Source organism: Fundicoccus sp. Sow4_H7 (assembly GCF_052115865.1).
GTDB lineage: Bacteria > Bacillota > Bacilli > Lactobacillales > Aerococcaceae > Fundicoccus_A.
Map to the genome: position 1 here is coordinate 150,986 of NZ_JBQKME010000001.1, position 14,813 is coordinate 165,798.

The 14,813-nt window shown below is 41.9% G+C and carries 15 protein-coding genes; 10 read left to right on the forward strand and 5 right to left on the reverse strand.

Annotated features, from left to right (window positions below):
- Positions 1-14 precede the first annotated feature (14 nt).
- From ACTQ54_RS00570 to ACTQ54_RS00590, 5 genes are all read left to right on the forward strand, one after another.
- Positions 15-188 (forward strand): hypothetical protein, encoded by a 174-nt coding sequence (locus tag ACTQ54_RS00570; protein ID WP_441753892.1) that lies wholly within the window; start codon positions 15-17, stop codon positions 186-188.
- A 914-nt stretch (positions 189-1,102) separates the two neighbouring features.
- A complete protein-coding gene (locus ACTQ54_RS00575) occupies positions 1,103-1,780 on the forward strand; it encodes an ABC transporter substrate-binding protein (RefSeq protein WP_441753893.1) in 678 nt (225 codons plus the stop codon).
- Between the two features lie 4 nt (positions 1,781-1,784).
- Positions 1,785-2,255, forward strand: coding sequence for an ABC transporter substrate-binding protein (locus ACTQ54_RS00580; protein ID WP_441753894.1), 471 nt, complete (start codon positions 1,785-1,787; stop codon positions 2,253-2,255).
- Between the two features lie 115 nt (positions 2,256-2,370).
- Positions 2,371-4,326 (forward strand): alpha/beta hydrolase family protein, encoded by a 1,956-nt coding sequence (locus tag ACTQ54_RS00585; protein WP_441753895.1) that lies wholly within the window; start codon positions 2,371-2,373, stop codon positions 4,324-4,326.
- Between the two features lie 31 nt (positions 4,327-4,357).
- On the forward strand, positions 4,358-4,783 hold the full coding sequence (locus ACTQ54_RS00590; RefSeq protein ID WP_441753896.1) for a DUF1801 domain-containing protein: 426 nt from the start codon (positions 4,358-4,360) through the stop codon (positions 4,781-4,783).
- Positions 4,784-4,971: 188 nt separating this feature from the next.
- Here the strand turns inward: ACTQ54_RS00590 and ACTQ54_RS00595 are convergent, their stop codons facing one another.
- Positions 4,972-5,292: a thioredoxin family protein gene (locus tag ACTQ54_RS00595; RefSeq protein WP_441753897.1), complete on the reverse strand. Its 321-nt coding sequence runs from the start codon at positions 5,290-5,292 to the stop codon at positions 4,972-4,974.
- Positions 5,293-5,317: 25 nt separating this feature from the next.
- Positions 5,318-6,157 (reverse strand): aldo/keto reductase, encoded by an 840-nt coding sequence (locus ACTQ54_RS00600; RefSeq protein ID WP_441753898.1) that lies wholly within the window; start codon positions 6,155-6,157, stop codon positions 5,318-5,320.
- Positions 6,158-6,277: 120 nt separating this feature from the next.
- Here ACTQ54_RS00600 and ACTQ54_RS00605 point away from each other — a divergent pair, with 120 nt between their 5' ends.
- A complete protein-coding gene (locus tag ACTQ54_RS00605) occupies positions 6,278-7,018 on the forward strand; it encodes a sugar phosphate isomerase/epimerase family protein (protein WP_441753899.1) in 741 nt (246 codons plus the stop codon).
- A 43-nt stretch (positions 7,019-7,061) separates the two neighbouring features.
- Here the strand turns inward: ACTQ54_RS00605 and ACTQ54_RS00610 are convergent, their stop codons facing one another.
- The 3 genes from ACTQ54_RS00610 to ACTQ54_RS00620 form a co-directional block, all read right to left on the reverse strand.
- A complete protein-coding gene (locus tag ACTQ54_RS00610; protein ID WP_441753900.1) occupies positions 7,062-8,426 on the reverse strand; it encodes an aspartate kinase in 1,365 nt (454 codons plus the stop codon).
- A gap of 65 nt (positions 8,427-8,491) precedes the next feature.
- Positions 8,492-9,694 (reverse strand): serpin family protein, encoded by a 1,203-nt coding sequence (locus tag ACTQ54_RS00615; protein WP_441753901.1) that lies wholly within the window; start codon positions 9,692-9,694, stop codon positions 8,492-8,494.
- A 147-nt stretch (positions 9,695-9,841) separates the two neighbouring features.
- The gene (locus ACTQ54_RS00620) at positions 9,842-9,958 is read right to left on the reverse strand and encodes a putative metal homeostasis protein (protein WP_441753902.1); all 117 of its coding nucleotides are present in this window, start codon (positions 9,956-9,958) and stop codon (positions 9,842-9,844) included.
- 1,459 nt (positions 9,959-11,417) lie between these two features.
- Here ACTQ54_RS00620 and ACTQ54_RS00625 point away from each other — a divergent pair.
- Genes ACTQ54_RS00625 through ACTQ54_RS00640 form a run of 4 tightly spaced genes read left to right on the forward strand, consistent with a single transcriptional unit; the run spans position 11,418 to position 14,807 of the window.
- Entirely contained in the window at positions 11,418-12,422 is a 1,005-nt protein-coding gene (locus tag ACTQ54_RS00625) for an MsnO8 family LLM class oxidoreductase (RefSeq protein WP_441753903.1), read from the forward strand.
- A gap of 15 nt (positions 12,423-12,437) precedes the next feature.
- Positions 12,438-13,595, forward strand: coding sequence for an NADH-dependent flavin oxidoreductase (locus ACTQ54_RS00630; RefSeq protein WP_441753904.1), 1,158 nt, complete (start codon positions 12,438-12,440; stop codon positions 13,593-13,595).
- A gap of 55 nt (positions 13,596-13,650) precedes the next feature.
- Positions 13,651-14,256, forward strand: a complete 606-nt coding sequence (locus ACTQ54_RS00635) for a chromate transporter (protein WP_441753905.1) — start codon at positions 13,651-13,653, stop codon at positions 14,254-14,256.
- Positions 14,253-14,807: a chromate transporter gene (locus tag ACTQ54_RS00640; RefSeq protein WP_441753906.1), complete on the forward strand. Its 555-nt coding sequence runs from the start codon at positions 14,253-14,255 to the stop codon at positions 14,805-14,807. The genes ACTQ54_RS00635 and ACTQ54_RS00640 overlap by 4 nt, the downstream gene beginning before the upstream one ends.
- Positions 14,808-14,813: the final 6 nt, after the last annotated feature.

The window sequence follows — 14,813 nt, forward strand, 5'->3', positions numbered from 1 at the left end:
CAGACGAAAATGCGATGTGGAACCGTCAGATTGGGGTTGGATCAGACGAAAAGATGAGGTCAGATCGTCCGATTGAGCTTGGATCAGACGAAAAGGTGATGTGGAAACGTCAGATTGGGGCTGGATCAGACGAAAAGATGAGGTCAGATCGTCCGATCGAGCTTGGATCAGACGAAAAGACGGGTTGAAATCGTCCGATCGAGCTTGGAACAGACGAAAAGGCGGTGCGAAAGCGTCCGATCGAGCTTGAATCAGACGAAAAGACGGGTTGAAATCGTCTGATTGGGCTGGATCAGACGAAAAGGCAGGTTGAAATCGTCAGATTGGGGTTGGATCAGACGAAAAGATGAGGTCAGATCGTCCGATCGAGCTTGGATCAGACGAAAAGGCGGTGCGAAATCGTCAGATTGGGATTGGAACAGACGAAAAGGCGGTGCGAAATCGTCAGAGCGGGCTGGATCAGACGAAAAGGCAGGTTGAAATCGTCAGATCGAGCTTGGATCAGACGAAAAGGCGGGTTGAAATCGTCAGAGCGGGCTGGATCAGACGAAAAGGCAGGTTGAAATCGTCAGATTGAGCTTGGATCAGACGAAAAGGCGGGGCGAAAGCGTCTGATTGCGACTGGATCAGACGAATAACAAGCTCAAAGTCGTCAGATCCACCTCTCCACCAAATGTCTAAAAAACATTCTTAAACATCCCTCCACCATAGCGCTATATCTAAACCGCACTCCAACCGCATTCCCAACACTCAAATCCCCACACCCACACCCACACCCCAAAACACAAACCTCATTAAATAAATGTGAATTTGGTAAGAAAATACTTGCAATCTAATGAGAATGGGTTTATATTGGTACTATGTTAAAGACAAATAAGCGAGGTCATCCTTATGTTATCATTTTTAACACAAATAAATAATGTGGTCGTATTGGTCATCTAAGAGGACTTGATTCTGTTATTTTTTCATACAGAGCGAAGTCCTATTCGTGTTTGATTTGATGAATGGGACCTTGCATAGAGGCTTTCTATTCATTTTTGGATAGAGAGCCTTTTTTGTTTCAAACATAAAAAAAGAGAATATATTTTAGGAGGAAATGTCAATGAATTTCAAGAAAATCGGGATAAGTTTAGTTGCTAGTACAATGTTATGGTCCAGTAGTCATGTCGTCTTGGCACAAGAACCAATCCTTTTCGGTGGAAACTTTGAATTGTCTGGACCGCATGCCTCCTATGGATCGCCTGTGCGTGAAGGTTTTGATTTAGCGATTAAGCAGCTGAATGAAGCAGGTGGCTTACTGGATGGGCAATTAGTTGAAGCGATTATTTACGACAATACGTCAGACATGACGGAATCGGCAGCAGTGACGACACGCTTAGCCAATGAATCAGTCGTTGGAATTATTGGACCAACAACAACAGGTAACGTATTGGCACAAGTAAAAGCCTTAACAACAGCCGAACTGCCAGGTGTTGTTCCAGCAGCCACGGGTGATAATCTAACTTTAGATGACTCGGGATCTGTCTTAGAGTATTTATTTAGAGTATGTTTTGAAGATAGCTATCAAGGTTACGTAGGTGCCAATTATTTATACGACACATTGGGAATCAGACAAATGGCGGTAGTCTATGACCAAGCACTGGATTATTCGGTAGGTTTACGTGATGCCTTTGTTGAACAATTTACAGCCTTAGGTGGGACAATTGTAACCGAAGAAACAATGGCAACCGGTGATACAGATTTTTCATCTGTTTTAACCAACCTCTTAACGCAAAATTGAAGCCATGTACGTGCCGGTTTATTACACCGAAGGGGGATTATTTATTAAGCAAGCCCGTGAATTTGGCTTGGATATTCCCGTTATTGGAGCGGACGGCTTCCACAACGACACCTTGGTAGAGCTGGCAGGCAATGAAAATGCCAATGATATTTATTATACATCGCATTTCTCACTGCATTCTGAAAATCCGAAAACCGTTGAGTTTGTGGCGGCTTTTGAAGAGGAGTATGGCAAGCAGCCGGATACCTTTAACGCTCTAGGTTATGATGCGACGCAATTGTTAATCGCTGCGATCGAAAAGGCTGGTTCAACAGACCGTGCCGCCATCAAGGACGCCATTGCCTCAATCCAAGACTTTGACGGCGTGACGGGTTCATTCTCCATCGACGAAAACCACAATCCAATCAAATCGGTTGTGGTTATCGGTTTGGAAAACGGCGAAGAATCCTCTGTTTTTGAAGTAAAACCTGAATAAATATCACTGCTAGAAGCAAGTTGTGGTGATTCACAACTTGCTTTTAGTATCTTCACAGCTTTTTTCTTAATAAATGATATATTTAGATAAACGAATTGACGAGAAAGGACATTATATGAAACGAATCACAAAAGAAAGTCTCTTTGACCTGAAAAGCATCAACCAACTGGCGCAATGTTACTACCGTAGCTATTTTACACAAACGGAGATGAACCAAAAGAAAAATCGCTATGAAACGAGTTTACAAAGCATCGACTTAAAAACCAAGGAAATCCGCCAATGGTTTTCAAAAACGAGCACCATTCACAGCATTACGGTAGCTCCCAATTTAGGTAAATTAATATTTATCGCCAGTGAAAATTTTGAAGCTAAACCACAAATTTTTACAATTCCACTAGATGGCGGTAGCGCTGTTGCTTTGACCGATGAAAAAGAAGGCGTTAGCTCATACTATTGGATTCCTAATACCGAAATTCTCTACTATCAAACATCGGAAAAAGAAAGCAAAGAGGAAAAAGAAAAATACCCACAACCAATAAGTATTTCGCGCTTAACATACAAAGCCGATGGCGGTGGTTTCATTGATTACAACAAAAAACACCTGATCCGTAAAATAAATATCAGAGATGGTCAAGCAGACACCGTTATGACTTCAGATGAATCATTCAGCTTGAGCTATGTCCAGAAAGATGAAAATTATTTATTATTCAATTCAGCCAAAGATCCAGAAGATGAATGGGCTTATGGGCAAAAAGTTTACCGCTTTGATTTAGCGACCCAAGAAACTACTGCCTTCTTCGACGGAAAATATACGGGCTTCTATTATTTTGCAGCAGCAAACGAAGCGGAAGATGCATTAGTCTTTTATGGAAATGAATTCGACTACCAATTTGTGACTCTCACAGATATTTATTTGTATGAAGTTGAAACAGGAGAATTGAAGGCTCTGACAGCGGATTTGGATATCGAAATTGGCGATGCCTTTGTCGGTGATTTTCAGCAAAATGCCAAGGGGATTGGTGTGTTGTGGTTAGACAACGAGCGTTTTGTGTTTGATAGCTCCGAAAAAGGCCAATCGAAATTATATATAGGCCAGCGCGATGGTGACATTAACTTGCTGTTTGATCAACCGTTGCATTTAACCAGTGCTGCCCTAAATATTGCCAAAGACCAACTCACTGTAAGCTATTCAACCCCAACTGAACCGAGCGCTTTGGCGCACATCCCAATAAATACCGCTGAATTTACGCCCTTTTACCAACCCAACCAAAGTTTTATGGAGGCCCATCAAGTCGTTGATCCGGAACGTTTTTGGTACAAAGGTTATGATGACTGGGATATCCAAGGATGGTATTTAGCGCCTATTGAGGCAAAAGCGTCCCATCCTGCTATTTTGTATATTCACGGTGGTCCTCAAGTCGCTTATGGTGAAACCTTCTTCCATGAGATGCAGTGGTTAGCAGCCGAAGGTTATGGGGTTATTATGTTGAATCCTCGTGGAGGCAATTCTTATGGTCAGGAATTTGTGGCGTCGATTTTAGGCGATTATGGTAACCATGATTTTGACGACCTCATGTTAGGAGTCGATGCGGTTTTAGCCAACCACCCTGAAATTGATGCTGATCAATTGTTTGTGGCAGGTGGAAGTTATGGAGGCTTTATGACCAACTGGATTGTAACGCATACCGACCGCTTTAAAGCTGCGGTGAGCCAACGTTCGATTTCTAATTGGATTAGTTTTTATGGTGTGAGTGATATTGGGGCGTTCTTTACCGAATTCCAATTGCAAAACGATCTGACCAACTACCAACGCCTTTGGGAAATGTCGCCAATAGCACATGCGGCAAATGCCAAAACACCGATTTTATTGCTACATGGGCAAGACGATTTACGCTGCCCACAAGAGCAAGCCGAGCAAATGTATGTGGCGATGAAAAAGAATGGCGTGGAGACTAAATTGATTTTATTCCCACAATCGAGCCATGGCTTGTCGCGCAACGGTCTGCCGAATTTAAGACTGGAACGTCTGCAAGCTATTTTAGATTGGTTTAATGCACATTCAAATAAATAAAGCAGAGATATTTATTGAAAAGGAGGGTTTTATGTCAGAAGGAAAATTTCAGCCGACCGGCGAAGATGTGATTGAATTCATCGAGTCAATCGGGCACGCAAAAAAGGAACAGGACGCCTACACTTTAGTGGAAATGTTCCAAGAAGTCACCGGCCATGAGCCAAAAATGTGGTACCCTAGCATCATCGGCTTCGGCGACTACCACTATGTCTACGAATCAGGCCGCGAAGGGGATTCGGCCTTGTTAGCTTTTTCACCACGCAAGGCGAAAATCAGCTTGTACTTGGAACCCGAATTTCCAGAGCGCGAAGAAATGCTGACACGCCTGGGCAAGCACACCAGCGGAAAGTCCTGCGTCTACGTCAACAAGTTGGCTGATGTCAACCTGGACGTCCTGAAGGAAATGCTGGCCGCCTCATTACGCTACACCCTGACGAAATACCCGGAAGCAAAATAAAAAGAAAGTGTACGAATCTGAAAAGGATCCGTACACTTTCTTTATGCTTTAAATAAATATCACTGCTGGATTGAAGAGGGGGGGTGCGTAATTGGAGATGAGGCTAAAGAATACAACTCGTTTTTGTAACGAGGCTAAAGCTTTCAACTCGTCACGGCCACAAAGCTAAAATTTCAACCGACCACCCACTAATTCTCAACCAACATGGTCATCTTCTTCTCCAATTCTCCAAGCGGGACAAAGCGCGCCATGGAATCCACTCGTTTTCCGTTCTCAAACAAGATGACAACGGGAACAGTAAAAATTAAAAACTCACCTGCTAATTCGGGAATATCCTCAATGTAAGCCATCGCTGAGCGAATGGCTGGAAATCCTTTCAATAATTTTTTGACCTGTGGCTTTAACGCATGGCAAACGGAACAAGTGTGTCCCGCCACAAAAAGTAAGCTATAAGGATCTGATTGTATAAAATCTTGAACGTCCTCTATTGTCGCTAGCTGTTTATCCACCGCAATACCTCTTTAAATAAATATTTTAATCAAACTCTTCATATTCATTAGGATGTTGGCCTTCAATACGACCATCTTCCCCTTTATCCAACTGGTTAATCTGCGCAATATCATCAGCAGACAATTCAAAATCAAAAACATTTAAGTTTGCTACTTGATTTTTATACGACCCAGATTTCACAATTGGAATCACCCCATTTTGAATATTCCATCGGATTATCACATGAGAAGCATCTTTACCGTATTTTTCAGCAATCGCTTTAAGCTTTTCTTCATCCAAAACATCCAATAAATTACGCCCAAACGGACTCCAAGCTTGCGGAACAATGCCTAATTTATTATTATAATCTACCAATTCTTGATTATTAAAATAAGGATGACGTTCAATTTGGTTGACAGCCGGCGTAACACCTGTTGCATCAATAATGCGATCTAAATGTTCCGGCAAGAAATTAGATACACCGATCGAACGAATCAAACCAAATTTTTGAGCATCTACTAAGGCTTGCCAAGCTTCGACATATTGATCTTGTTTTGGAAGTGGCCAATGAATCAAATATTGATCGAAGTAGTCTAAACCGATACGGTATAAGGATTCTTGTATCCACTCAATCGCCTTATCGTATTCATGTGCTGCACCTGGCAACTTGCTAGTCACCAATATTTCTTCCCGCGGGATATCAGTTCGACGAATCGCTTCCCCCACGGCCCCTTCGTTATTGTAATTTGTTGATGTATCAATAATCCGGTAACCAACATTTAGAGCTGATAAAAAAGCATTCACTCCTCGAGCCCCATTAAGACCGACCGTTCCAAAACCAACTGCTGGCAATTGATTTCCATCATTTAAAGTAAATATCTCCATCATAAATTTTCCTTTCTTATCAAGATAATTATATTATACTCGTTTTAAAAATAAATATCTAAGAGCATGCTATAATAGAGTAACTAAAAGCAGAGATATTTATTAAAAGGAGGGGTTAAAATGTTTGGTTTATGTTCGGTCACTTTTAGTGAAAAAGCTATCGCTGAAGTGGTGGCCATTGCAAAAGAAGCGGGTTTGGAAGGTATCGAGTGGTCCGCCAAGGCCCATGTTAGGCCGAGGGAATTTGAAGAAGCACAAGCAGCATTGGAAGCGACTCAGGCAGCAGGTCTAGCAGTGGCTTCCTACGGAAGTTATTACAAAGTGGGAAGTTTTGCAGACTTTGGAGCTATTTTAGAAACCGCCACGATTTTGCAAACAGATATCATTCGAGTGTGGGCAGGGGAGAAAGGCTCACTGGAAGTTTCCGCAAAAGAACGGCAAAAAATCGTCGATGATGCGATTCGAATCGCTGAATTAGCAAAAGAAAAAAATAAAAGTATCCATTTTGAATACCATAGCCAAACGCTGACTGACACACCAGAAAGTGCGGAACAATTAATGGCAGAAGTCTCACAACCCAATGTCTTCTTATATTGGCAGCCGGCCGAAAGTTTGACCGTCGAAGAACGGATTGCGAGTTTTCGCAAACTACTCCCAATGGTATCTACCTTACATGTTTTCCATTGGCAGGATTTCAACCATCGTTTTCCCTTAGCTGAAGGTGCAAAAGAATGGCAAGCCTACTTAGCAATCGTCAATGAAGCTAAACAAACGCCACGTTTATTATTTGAATTTGTCCGCGACGACAATCCTGACCAGCTTACCGAAGATGTCCATACCCTAAAATCTTGGTTAAATTAAAAAAATGTAAGAAGCTCTGTTTAATTGAGAGCTTCTTACATTTTTATTTTGTTTCCCCAAAATACTGCTCATACATACTGCGAATGGCAGCTTCTTGATTCTTAATTTTAATCCCGATAAACAAACTAATTTGTGAACCACCTTGGTTGATCATCAGAATATTAACATTTTCATTCATCAGAGCAGTGGTTGCCTTATGCGCAATCCCTATGCCATCGCGCATCCCTTCGCCTACCACGACTAGAATCGCTAAGTCATCTTCTACATTCATCCATTCCGGTTGAAGTTTTTCTTCGATTTCATTTAAAATCTCCGCTAATTGACTTGGGCCTGTTAATTGACGTGTCCGAAAGACAACCGTAATATTGTCAATTCCCGTTGGGACATGCTCAATTGAAATGCGCTGTCTTTCAAAAATTTGTAGCAGACGGCTCGTATAACCCAACTGACGGTTTAAGAGATATTTACGTAAAGTGATGGAAGTAAAGCCTTCATCACTACTAATCCCAATAATCGGAAATTCTTTAACATCACTGCGTTGAACCACAATTTTCGTACCTTCAATCTCGGGATGATTGGTATCCTTGATCATAACAGGGATATTTACTTGATAGAGGGGTTCAAGGGCTTCATCGTGAAAAATGGTAAAACCGGCATAAGCCAGCTCACGCATCTCGCGATAGGTAATTTCACTGATAGGGTGCGGATTCTCCACCATTTTAGGGTGAGCCGAATAAATATAACTCAAATCGGTGAAGTTTTCATAAATATCTGCGGCCACGCCACGGGTGATAATGGCACCTGTAATATCAGAACCTCCACGCGGAAACGTTACAATATTGCCTGCTTTAGAGTAGCCGAAAAAGCCTGGGATAACTAACAGTTGATCATGGTTGCGCCACTTTCCAATCAGATCATAAGATTCATCGAGTAACTGTGCGTTTGCAGCTTCGTCGGTTACAAGAATACCAGCTTCTAAAGGAGATAGGTAGCGGGCATCGACACCCAATTGGTTGAAATACTCCGTAATCAATTGTGCATTAAAGTCTTCGCCACAGGATTTCAAAGCATCCAGAAGACGTGGGTAATTATTTGAAAACGTATCAATATATTGTCGTAAAGTTTGCTCTAAACGTTCAATTAAACCGAAATCCAATTTCAACTCTTGCGCCATTGAACGGTAGCGACCAATAATATCAGAAATAATCGGCTCAATATCCATTTGATTTTTATGCGCAATCGCCAGATCAATCAAGCGATCGGTGACCTTGTAGTCATCTTCACTTCGTTTACCCGGGGCGCTCACGACCACATAACGAATCTTGGGATCATGTTGAATAATATTGCCCACTTTGACCAACTGTTGTGCAGAACTCAAAGAACTTCCGCCAAATTTTGCTACTTTCATCTCCAACACCTCTAAAAATAAATTCATGGTTAATCATAGCTTATTTGTTGGCAAAAAGGTAGTCTTTATTCACCTAAAGACCAGTTAATTCCCTCAAACAATGGAATCCCCTCATATTGAATGCCGTAAACAAATGGACGATTCACAATCATTTCAATCGGATCTTCTTCAATCGGTGCTGAGGTAGTCTCGATATCCATTTCAGTGACGGCTGCAGCTTCTGTTCCGTTTTCATCTAATTTAAATATAATGGACTGCAATATTTTGCTAATTGCTAGCTCTTCATCATCATGAGTTGAAAACTGTGTCTCACCTAAAGAATCCGTAAAGTTCTCTAAACCAAGGAGGGCAAGTGTCTCGGTTAAATCAAATGAAGCTCGCATGCTCCATTTAGGCAAGGACAACTCAACTTTTGCTTCCGTCCAATCCGCTGCACTAGCCGCTTCTTGATAGAACGCCCACATCTCCTCATTTGTCGCCGCTTCCTCCGGTAAAACCACCAACAACTCAGCCCCATTCACATACGGCAATTTTACCGCCTGAAATGCCTCTGTCTCCAAATAAGCAAAATACTCCGACTGGAACATCATATCCACCATCGTTTCTTTTTCAACCTCATAATAAATATCACTGCTAGTCGCATCTTCAGAGAAAGTATCGACCCAATTGGATTTAAAGTAAAGCAAATTCATAAGTATTAATTGTAAGTTTTCATTAGTCGTTAATTCAGCAATCCGATCTTCAGTAAAATAAGGATCAATCAAATGATTGGTAAAATCAGCTATTTCTGTATTTAATTGCTCATAACTGGCTTCATTTTGGAAATCTACAGCTTCTACTTTTCCTTGAAGTTGTTCGACAGCTTTGATAAAGTCTTGATGCCAATCTTGATCTTCTGGTCCTAATACCACTTGCATCGTATTGAAAGGCATTTCTTCTTGCGTAGTCACATTGTCTAAAAAATCACTTAATTGCGAATAATAATCTTCTGCTTCATAGCCTGGGTAAACAAGAAGTTCCGTCAATTGCGACTTTTCATCTTCCGTTAAACCAGCTTCCAATACTGCTAAAGTTAAATAATAGGAAAAAGGTGAATAAACGATATTCTCATTATTTCCTGTATTGAAATTTTCTCTTAAGGTTTCCGTAAAAGACTGCGCTTGCTCTGCTAAATCATTTGTGAATGTTTCTTCTGCTTGTATCGTCGGGATCGTTGATGCAAGTGTGATGGCAGCAACAGCGAATCGGATTATCCATTTTTTAATCATAAGAATCTCCTTTATGAATCATTTATTAAAGCCAGTATAACACGTTTAAGTAATCGCTTTAATTAAAAACACCGATTGTCATCAGGATGATATAAATGTAAAAAAACTAAACTTGATGATCACCATCAAGTTTAGTTCAATAGATAATTATGCAACCCCACGGCGCTTAGCTTCCTTAATCGCTTTCAATGCTCGACGACGCGTTTTGATATTCGGACTTTTCAGTTGACGATAAGCCCGCGATTTAGTTTGTTTGTTTGTCATAATAAATATCCCCTTCGTTGAATAGTAATCATTACTGTTTGTATTGTATACCCTGTAGGAAATCATGTCAATAATTTTTAATTGTAGGAAGATTGAGTTTAGTCATTGCTTTGTTAAGTGGCAGATTCTGCTTTCATTTGTGCCACTTATATGACAATTCCAGACAATTATCTATACTAGTGGGGCAGTGCCAAATCGTCCACCATTCAGTCATCACCACTTAGCGCATAAGGGACTACACAACTTATTAAGTTTACAAGATTTTTGGACTTGACTATGCTGATTTCATCCGAACGGTTGGTCCGCGCTCGTTTGAAAAGCATGTTTCATCCGAGCGGTTAGCTCGCGCTCGTTTGAAATGGTGGTTTCATCCGAGCGGTCAGTTCGCGCTCGTTTGAAATGGCAGTTTCATCCGAGCGGTTAGTTCGCGCTCGTTTGAAATGGTGGTTTCATCCGAGCGGTCAGTTCGCGCTCGTTTGAAATGGTGGTTTCATCCGAGCGGTCAGTTCGCGCTCGTTTGAAATGGTGGTTTCATCCGAGCGGTTAGTTCGCGCTCGTTTGAAATGGTGGTTTCATCCGAGCGGCTGGTCCGCGCTCGTTTGAAAAGCATGTTTCATCCGAGCGGCTGGTCTGCGCTCGTTTGAAATGGCAGTTTCATCCGAGCGGTTGGTTCGCGCTCGTTTGAAAAGCAAGTTTCATCCGAGCGGTCAGTTCGCGCTCGTTTGAAAAGCAAGTTTCATCCGAGCGGCTGGTTCGCGCTCGTTTGAAAAGTATGTTTCATCCGAGCGGTTGGTTTGTGCTCGTTTGAAAAGCTGATACTAAGTCCATATAACTCAGATTATAAGCCATGAAGAGTCATTCCCTGGCACATCCTCTGAGTTATATGCCATGAAGAGTCATTCCCTGGCACATCCTCTGAGTTATATGCCATGAAGAGCCATTCCCTGGCACATCCTTTGAGATATATGCCATGAAGAGTCATTCCCTGGCACATCCTCTGAGTTATATGCCATGAAGAGCCATTCCCTAGCACATCCTTTGAGATATATGCCATGAAGAGCTATTCCCTGGCACATCCTCTGAGATATATGCCGATAAGGGCGATCATTCGGCACATAACTCAGATTATATGCTCAATAAGTTCACCATTCGGCACATAACTCAGATTATATGCTCAATAAGTTCACCATTCGGCACATAACTCAGATTATATGCTCAATAAGTTCACCATTCGGCATATAACTTAGATTATATGCTTAATGAGCACTCCATTCGGCCACGGATATACCTTTCTTGGCCATTCCCACCCAATTCCGGCCAGCAATCCTCCTTCCATAACCACTCCCACCACCTCCATCCGATTTACAGCAGTGATATTTATTTAAAAGGTCTTTTACTAGAATTATTGGTATACTAGGTTAGAATATATATAGGATGATTTTATGGAAAGAGGGATTGAATGAGATTAGCAGTGCATGATTTGGTGACTTTGAATCACGGGGAGACGGTTGAGGAAGGTTACGAGCGCACGAAGCGTTTTGTGAATGAGATTGAGCAGTTAAATTTCCATCGTTATTGGTTTGCGGAACACCATAACTCGAATGATAATGCTAGTTCATCGCCAGAATTAATGGTGGCTTATATGTCGGCAATTACCAACAAATTGCGTTTGGGGACAGGTGGAACGATGATTATGCATTATTCGCCGTTGAAGATCGCGGAAAACTTCAAGACCTTAACGACTTTAGCCCCTGGTCGGGTGGACTTAGGGCTAGGTAGGGCGCCGGGGAGCGGTCACCACGAAATTATTGCTCTGGCGCAAGGGAAACCGGATGCTTTTTCAGATATGTATGATAAAATCGAAGTTATTTTGGATTACTTGAAAGATGAGCGGGCCGCTGGATTTTATGGCAATACACAGGCTGTACCTTTTGGGACTCAAACGTTACCTGAGCCTTGGATGTTAGGTTCGTCTGGGCAATCTGCGACCAAGGCAGCTGAAATGGGATTGGGTTATAGCTTTGCAAAATTCTTTGGTTTGAAAACAGAGCCAGAAGTTTTCCAGGCTTACCGCCAGCAATTTACCGCTAGCAAATTTTTTGAAAAGCCGCAAGTGATGGTAAGTTATATGATTATTGTGGCGGATACCGAAGAAGAGGCGAATTACTATGCGAAGCCGCTGGAACTATCTCGCATCGCCTTAAATAAAGGTCAAATGATTGCCAATATGGATCCAGAAGAAGTCAAAGATTTTACATTTTCAGCTTCCGATGAGGCTTATCTTCAAGGATACTATCAAAATCGCTTTATTATTAAAGGAACGCCAACTCAAGTCGAAGCTGTTTTAGAAGATGAAATCAACACGCTAGGGATTGACGAAGTGATGGTATACGCGCCAATTTTCGATGAAAAAGCCCGTGTGAATTCTTACCGTCATCTAGCAAAAATGTTTGGTAAAATTTAAGAATGAGGGATTTTTATGTCAAATAAATATCACGCTTTATTACATGCACCTGCTTTTCCCAATGGCGTGCAATTAGACTCACGTTTTGTCATGTCACCGATGGTGGTTGATGGGTCTTCTTATGAGGGTGATGTTCAAGACGATGACATTCGCTTTTTTGAACGTCGTGCCCAAACAGCTGCCATGCTCATTACGGGAGCAGCAACCGTTGGACCATTTGGTAATGCCTTCGGTTATGGTCTAGGAAATTATCGTGATGATCAATTAGATGGCTTAAAAAAATTAGCGGCTAGCATGAAGTCCAAAGGTGCCAAAGCTCTAATGCAATTATTTCATCCAGGACGCCAAGCGGCCTACACCTATAAAGATGAAAAAGTGGCCTACGGTCCCAGTGATCAAGAATTTCCATTTTTAGACTATCCTGTAACCGGAATGTCTAGCCAACAAGTGGAAGCTTTGATTAAAGACTTTGGTCAGGCAACCCGTCGTGCCATTGATGCGGGCTTTGATGGCGTTGAAATCCATGGCGCCAACCATTACTTGTTACAACAATTTTTCTCTGCCTACTCAAACCATCGCGACGATGCTTGGGGTGGCGACTTAGACCGCCGTATGGCTTTACCTTTGGCGGTGTTACGTGAGGTAAAAGTAGCTGCTCAAGAAAAAGCTGCAGATGGCTTTATTATCGGTTACCGAATTAGCCCAGAGGAAATTCATGGTGACAATATCGGTTACCGCTTAGATGAAATGTTGGTTTTAGTTGAAGCCTTGCTTAATGAAGGACTTGACTATATCCATACTTCCCAGTGGGGTGAAAAAGGCTATAGCAATAAGGCTCAACAAGGCCAATATGAGGACCAAGCTATCAATCAAGTGATTCGTGAAAAAATCAATGGTCGCGCCTTGTTAATTGGGGCCGGTGACGTCACAAGTCCCGATAAGGCCTTAGAAGCTTTAGACTATGTTGATTTGGTGGCCTTGGCTTCGGCAGCCATTGTCGAACCAGACTTTTCAGCTAAAATTAAAGCGGATCAAGCGGACACTATTTCGCTAGATATTACGGGTCGCCTCGATGACCTTGCTTTACCCAAAGAATTTTACCGCATGGCCAATACCTTAAGCCGTAGTGGTTCGATTCCTCAAACCACCCTCGAACAACTCAAAAATAAATAACGCTGCTGACTCGGTTCAACTTGAACCGAGTTCTTTAACCGATAAAGGAGGAGTCATGGAAAAAGAATATAGACACAACTTAGAACAATTAAATAAAACGCAGATTTTACGAAAGTTATTTACTTCGACCTTGACCTTGAGTGCTTTTACCTTTGGCGGAGGCTACGTCATTGTTACTTTAATGAAGAAAACTTTTGTGGACGAACTGGGCTGGATTGAAGATGAGGAAATGCTTGATTTGGTTGCGATTGCTCAGTCAGCCCCTGGCGCCATTGCTGTTAATGGGGCGATTGTTATTGGCTACAAATTAGCTGGTTTAATTGGTGTCCTGGTTGCGATTATTGCTACCATTATTCCTCCTTTTGCCATTATTTCATTGATTTCAGTCTTTTATGAAGCTTTCCGTTCTAATACCTGGATTGCCTTGATGCTGGAAGGGATGCAAGCAGGAGTGGGAGCCGTTATTGCTTCGGTAGTGATTCAAATGGCGATGCAAGTTTTTGATTCGAAAAACCGTATTATGATTGCGGTCATGTTTCTAGCTTTTATTGCCAATTATTTCTTCAAGGTCAATGTGATAATTATTATCGGCATGTCAGCCGCCTTGGGCTTATTGCTTTATTATATTGATAGGCGTAAAGGAGGGCGAACAAAGTCATGATCTACTGGCAGTTATTTATTAGTTTTTTGAAGATTGGGGCTTTTAGTTTTGGTGGCGGTTATGCGGCCATGCCGCTGATTCAAGCGGAAGTGGTGGAGACTTATCATTGGATGACCATGCAAGAATTTACAGATTTGATTACAATTTCACAGATGACTCCGGGGCCGATTGCGATTAATTCCGCAACTTTTGTAGGGACTCAAGTTGCGGGCGTTATAGGAGCAGTGGTTGCGACAATTGGGTCGGTGTTGCCGTCGGCAATTCTTGTGACGCTTATTGCTTATTTGTATAATCGTTATAAAAATATTTTGGTCTTACAATATGTCCTGAATGCCTTGCGTCCTGCGGTAGTGGCGATGATTGCGACCGCTGGTGTTAGTATTTTGGTGACAGCCTTTTGGGGAAATGAAGTCATGGGAATTGCTACGACCAACATTTTGATGGTATTTATTTTTATGATTTGTTTGTTTTTATTAATGAAGACAAAGATGGATCCCATTGTCGTGATGATTTTGGCTGGTGTACTGAATTTAATAACGGGATTATTCTAAGCAGAC

Excerpts from the sequence above, each read along its gene's own strand:
- ACTQ54_RS00570 (WP_441753892.1), top strand. The coding sequence starts at position 15 with ATGTGGAACCGTCAGATTGGGGTTGGATCAGACGAAAAGATGAGGTCA.
- ACTQ54_RS00575 (WP_441753893.1), top strand. The coding sequence starts at position 1,103 with ATGAATTTCAAGAAAATCGGGATAAGTTTAGTTGCTAGTACAATGTTA.
- ACTQ54_RS00580 (WP_441753894.1), top strand. The coding sequence starts at position 1,785 with ATGTACGTGCCGGTTTATTACACCGAAGGGGGATTATTTATTAAGCAA.
- ACTQ54_RS00585 (WP_441753895.1), top strand. The coding sequence starts at position 2,371 with ATGAAACGAATCACAAAAGAAAGTCTCTTTGACCTGAAAAGCATCAAC.
- ACTQ54_RS00590 (WP_441753896.1), top strand. The coding sequence starts at position 4,358 with ATGTCAGAAGGAAAATTTCAGCCGACCGGCGAAGATGTGATTGAATTC.
- ACTQ54_RS00600 (WP_441753898.1), bottom strand. The coding sequence starts at position 6,157 with ATGGAGATATTTACTTTAAATGATGGAAATCAATTGCCAGCAGTTGGT.
- ACTQ54_RS00605 (WP_441753899.1), top strand. The coding sequence starts at position 6,278 with ATGTTTGGTTTATGTTCGGTCACTTTTAGTGAAAAAGCTATCGCTGAA.
- ACTQ54_RS00610 (WP_441753900.1), bottom strand. The coding sequence starts at position 8,426 with ATGAAAGTAGCAAAATTTGGCGGAAGTTCTTTGAGTTCTGCACAACAG.
- ACTQ54_RS00615 (WP_441753901.1), bottom strand. The coding sequence starts at position 9,694 with ATGATTAAAAAATGGATAATCCGATTCGCTGTTGCTGCCATCACACTT.
- ACTQ54_RS00620 (WP_441753902.1), bottom strand. The coding sequence starts at position 9,958 with ATGACAAACAAACAAACTAAATCGCGGGCTTATCGTCAACTGAAAAGT.
- ACTQ54_RS00625 (WP_441753903.1), top strand. The coding sequence starts at position 11,418 with ATGAGATTAGCAGTGCATGATTTGGTGACTTTGAATCACGGGGAGACG.
- ACTQ54_RS00630 (WP_441753904.1), top strand. The coding sequence starts at position 12,438 with ATGTCAAATAAATATCACGCTTTATTACATGCACCTGCTTTTCCCAAT.
- ACTQ54_RS00635 (WP_441753905.1), top strand. The coding sequence starts at position 13,651 with ATGGAAAAAGAATATAGACACAACTTAGAACAATTAAATAAAACGCAG.
- ACTQ54_RS00640 (WP_441753906.1), top strand. The coding sequence starts at position 14,253 with ATGATCTACTGGCAGTTATTTATTAGTTTTTTGAAGATTGGGGCTTTT.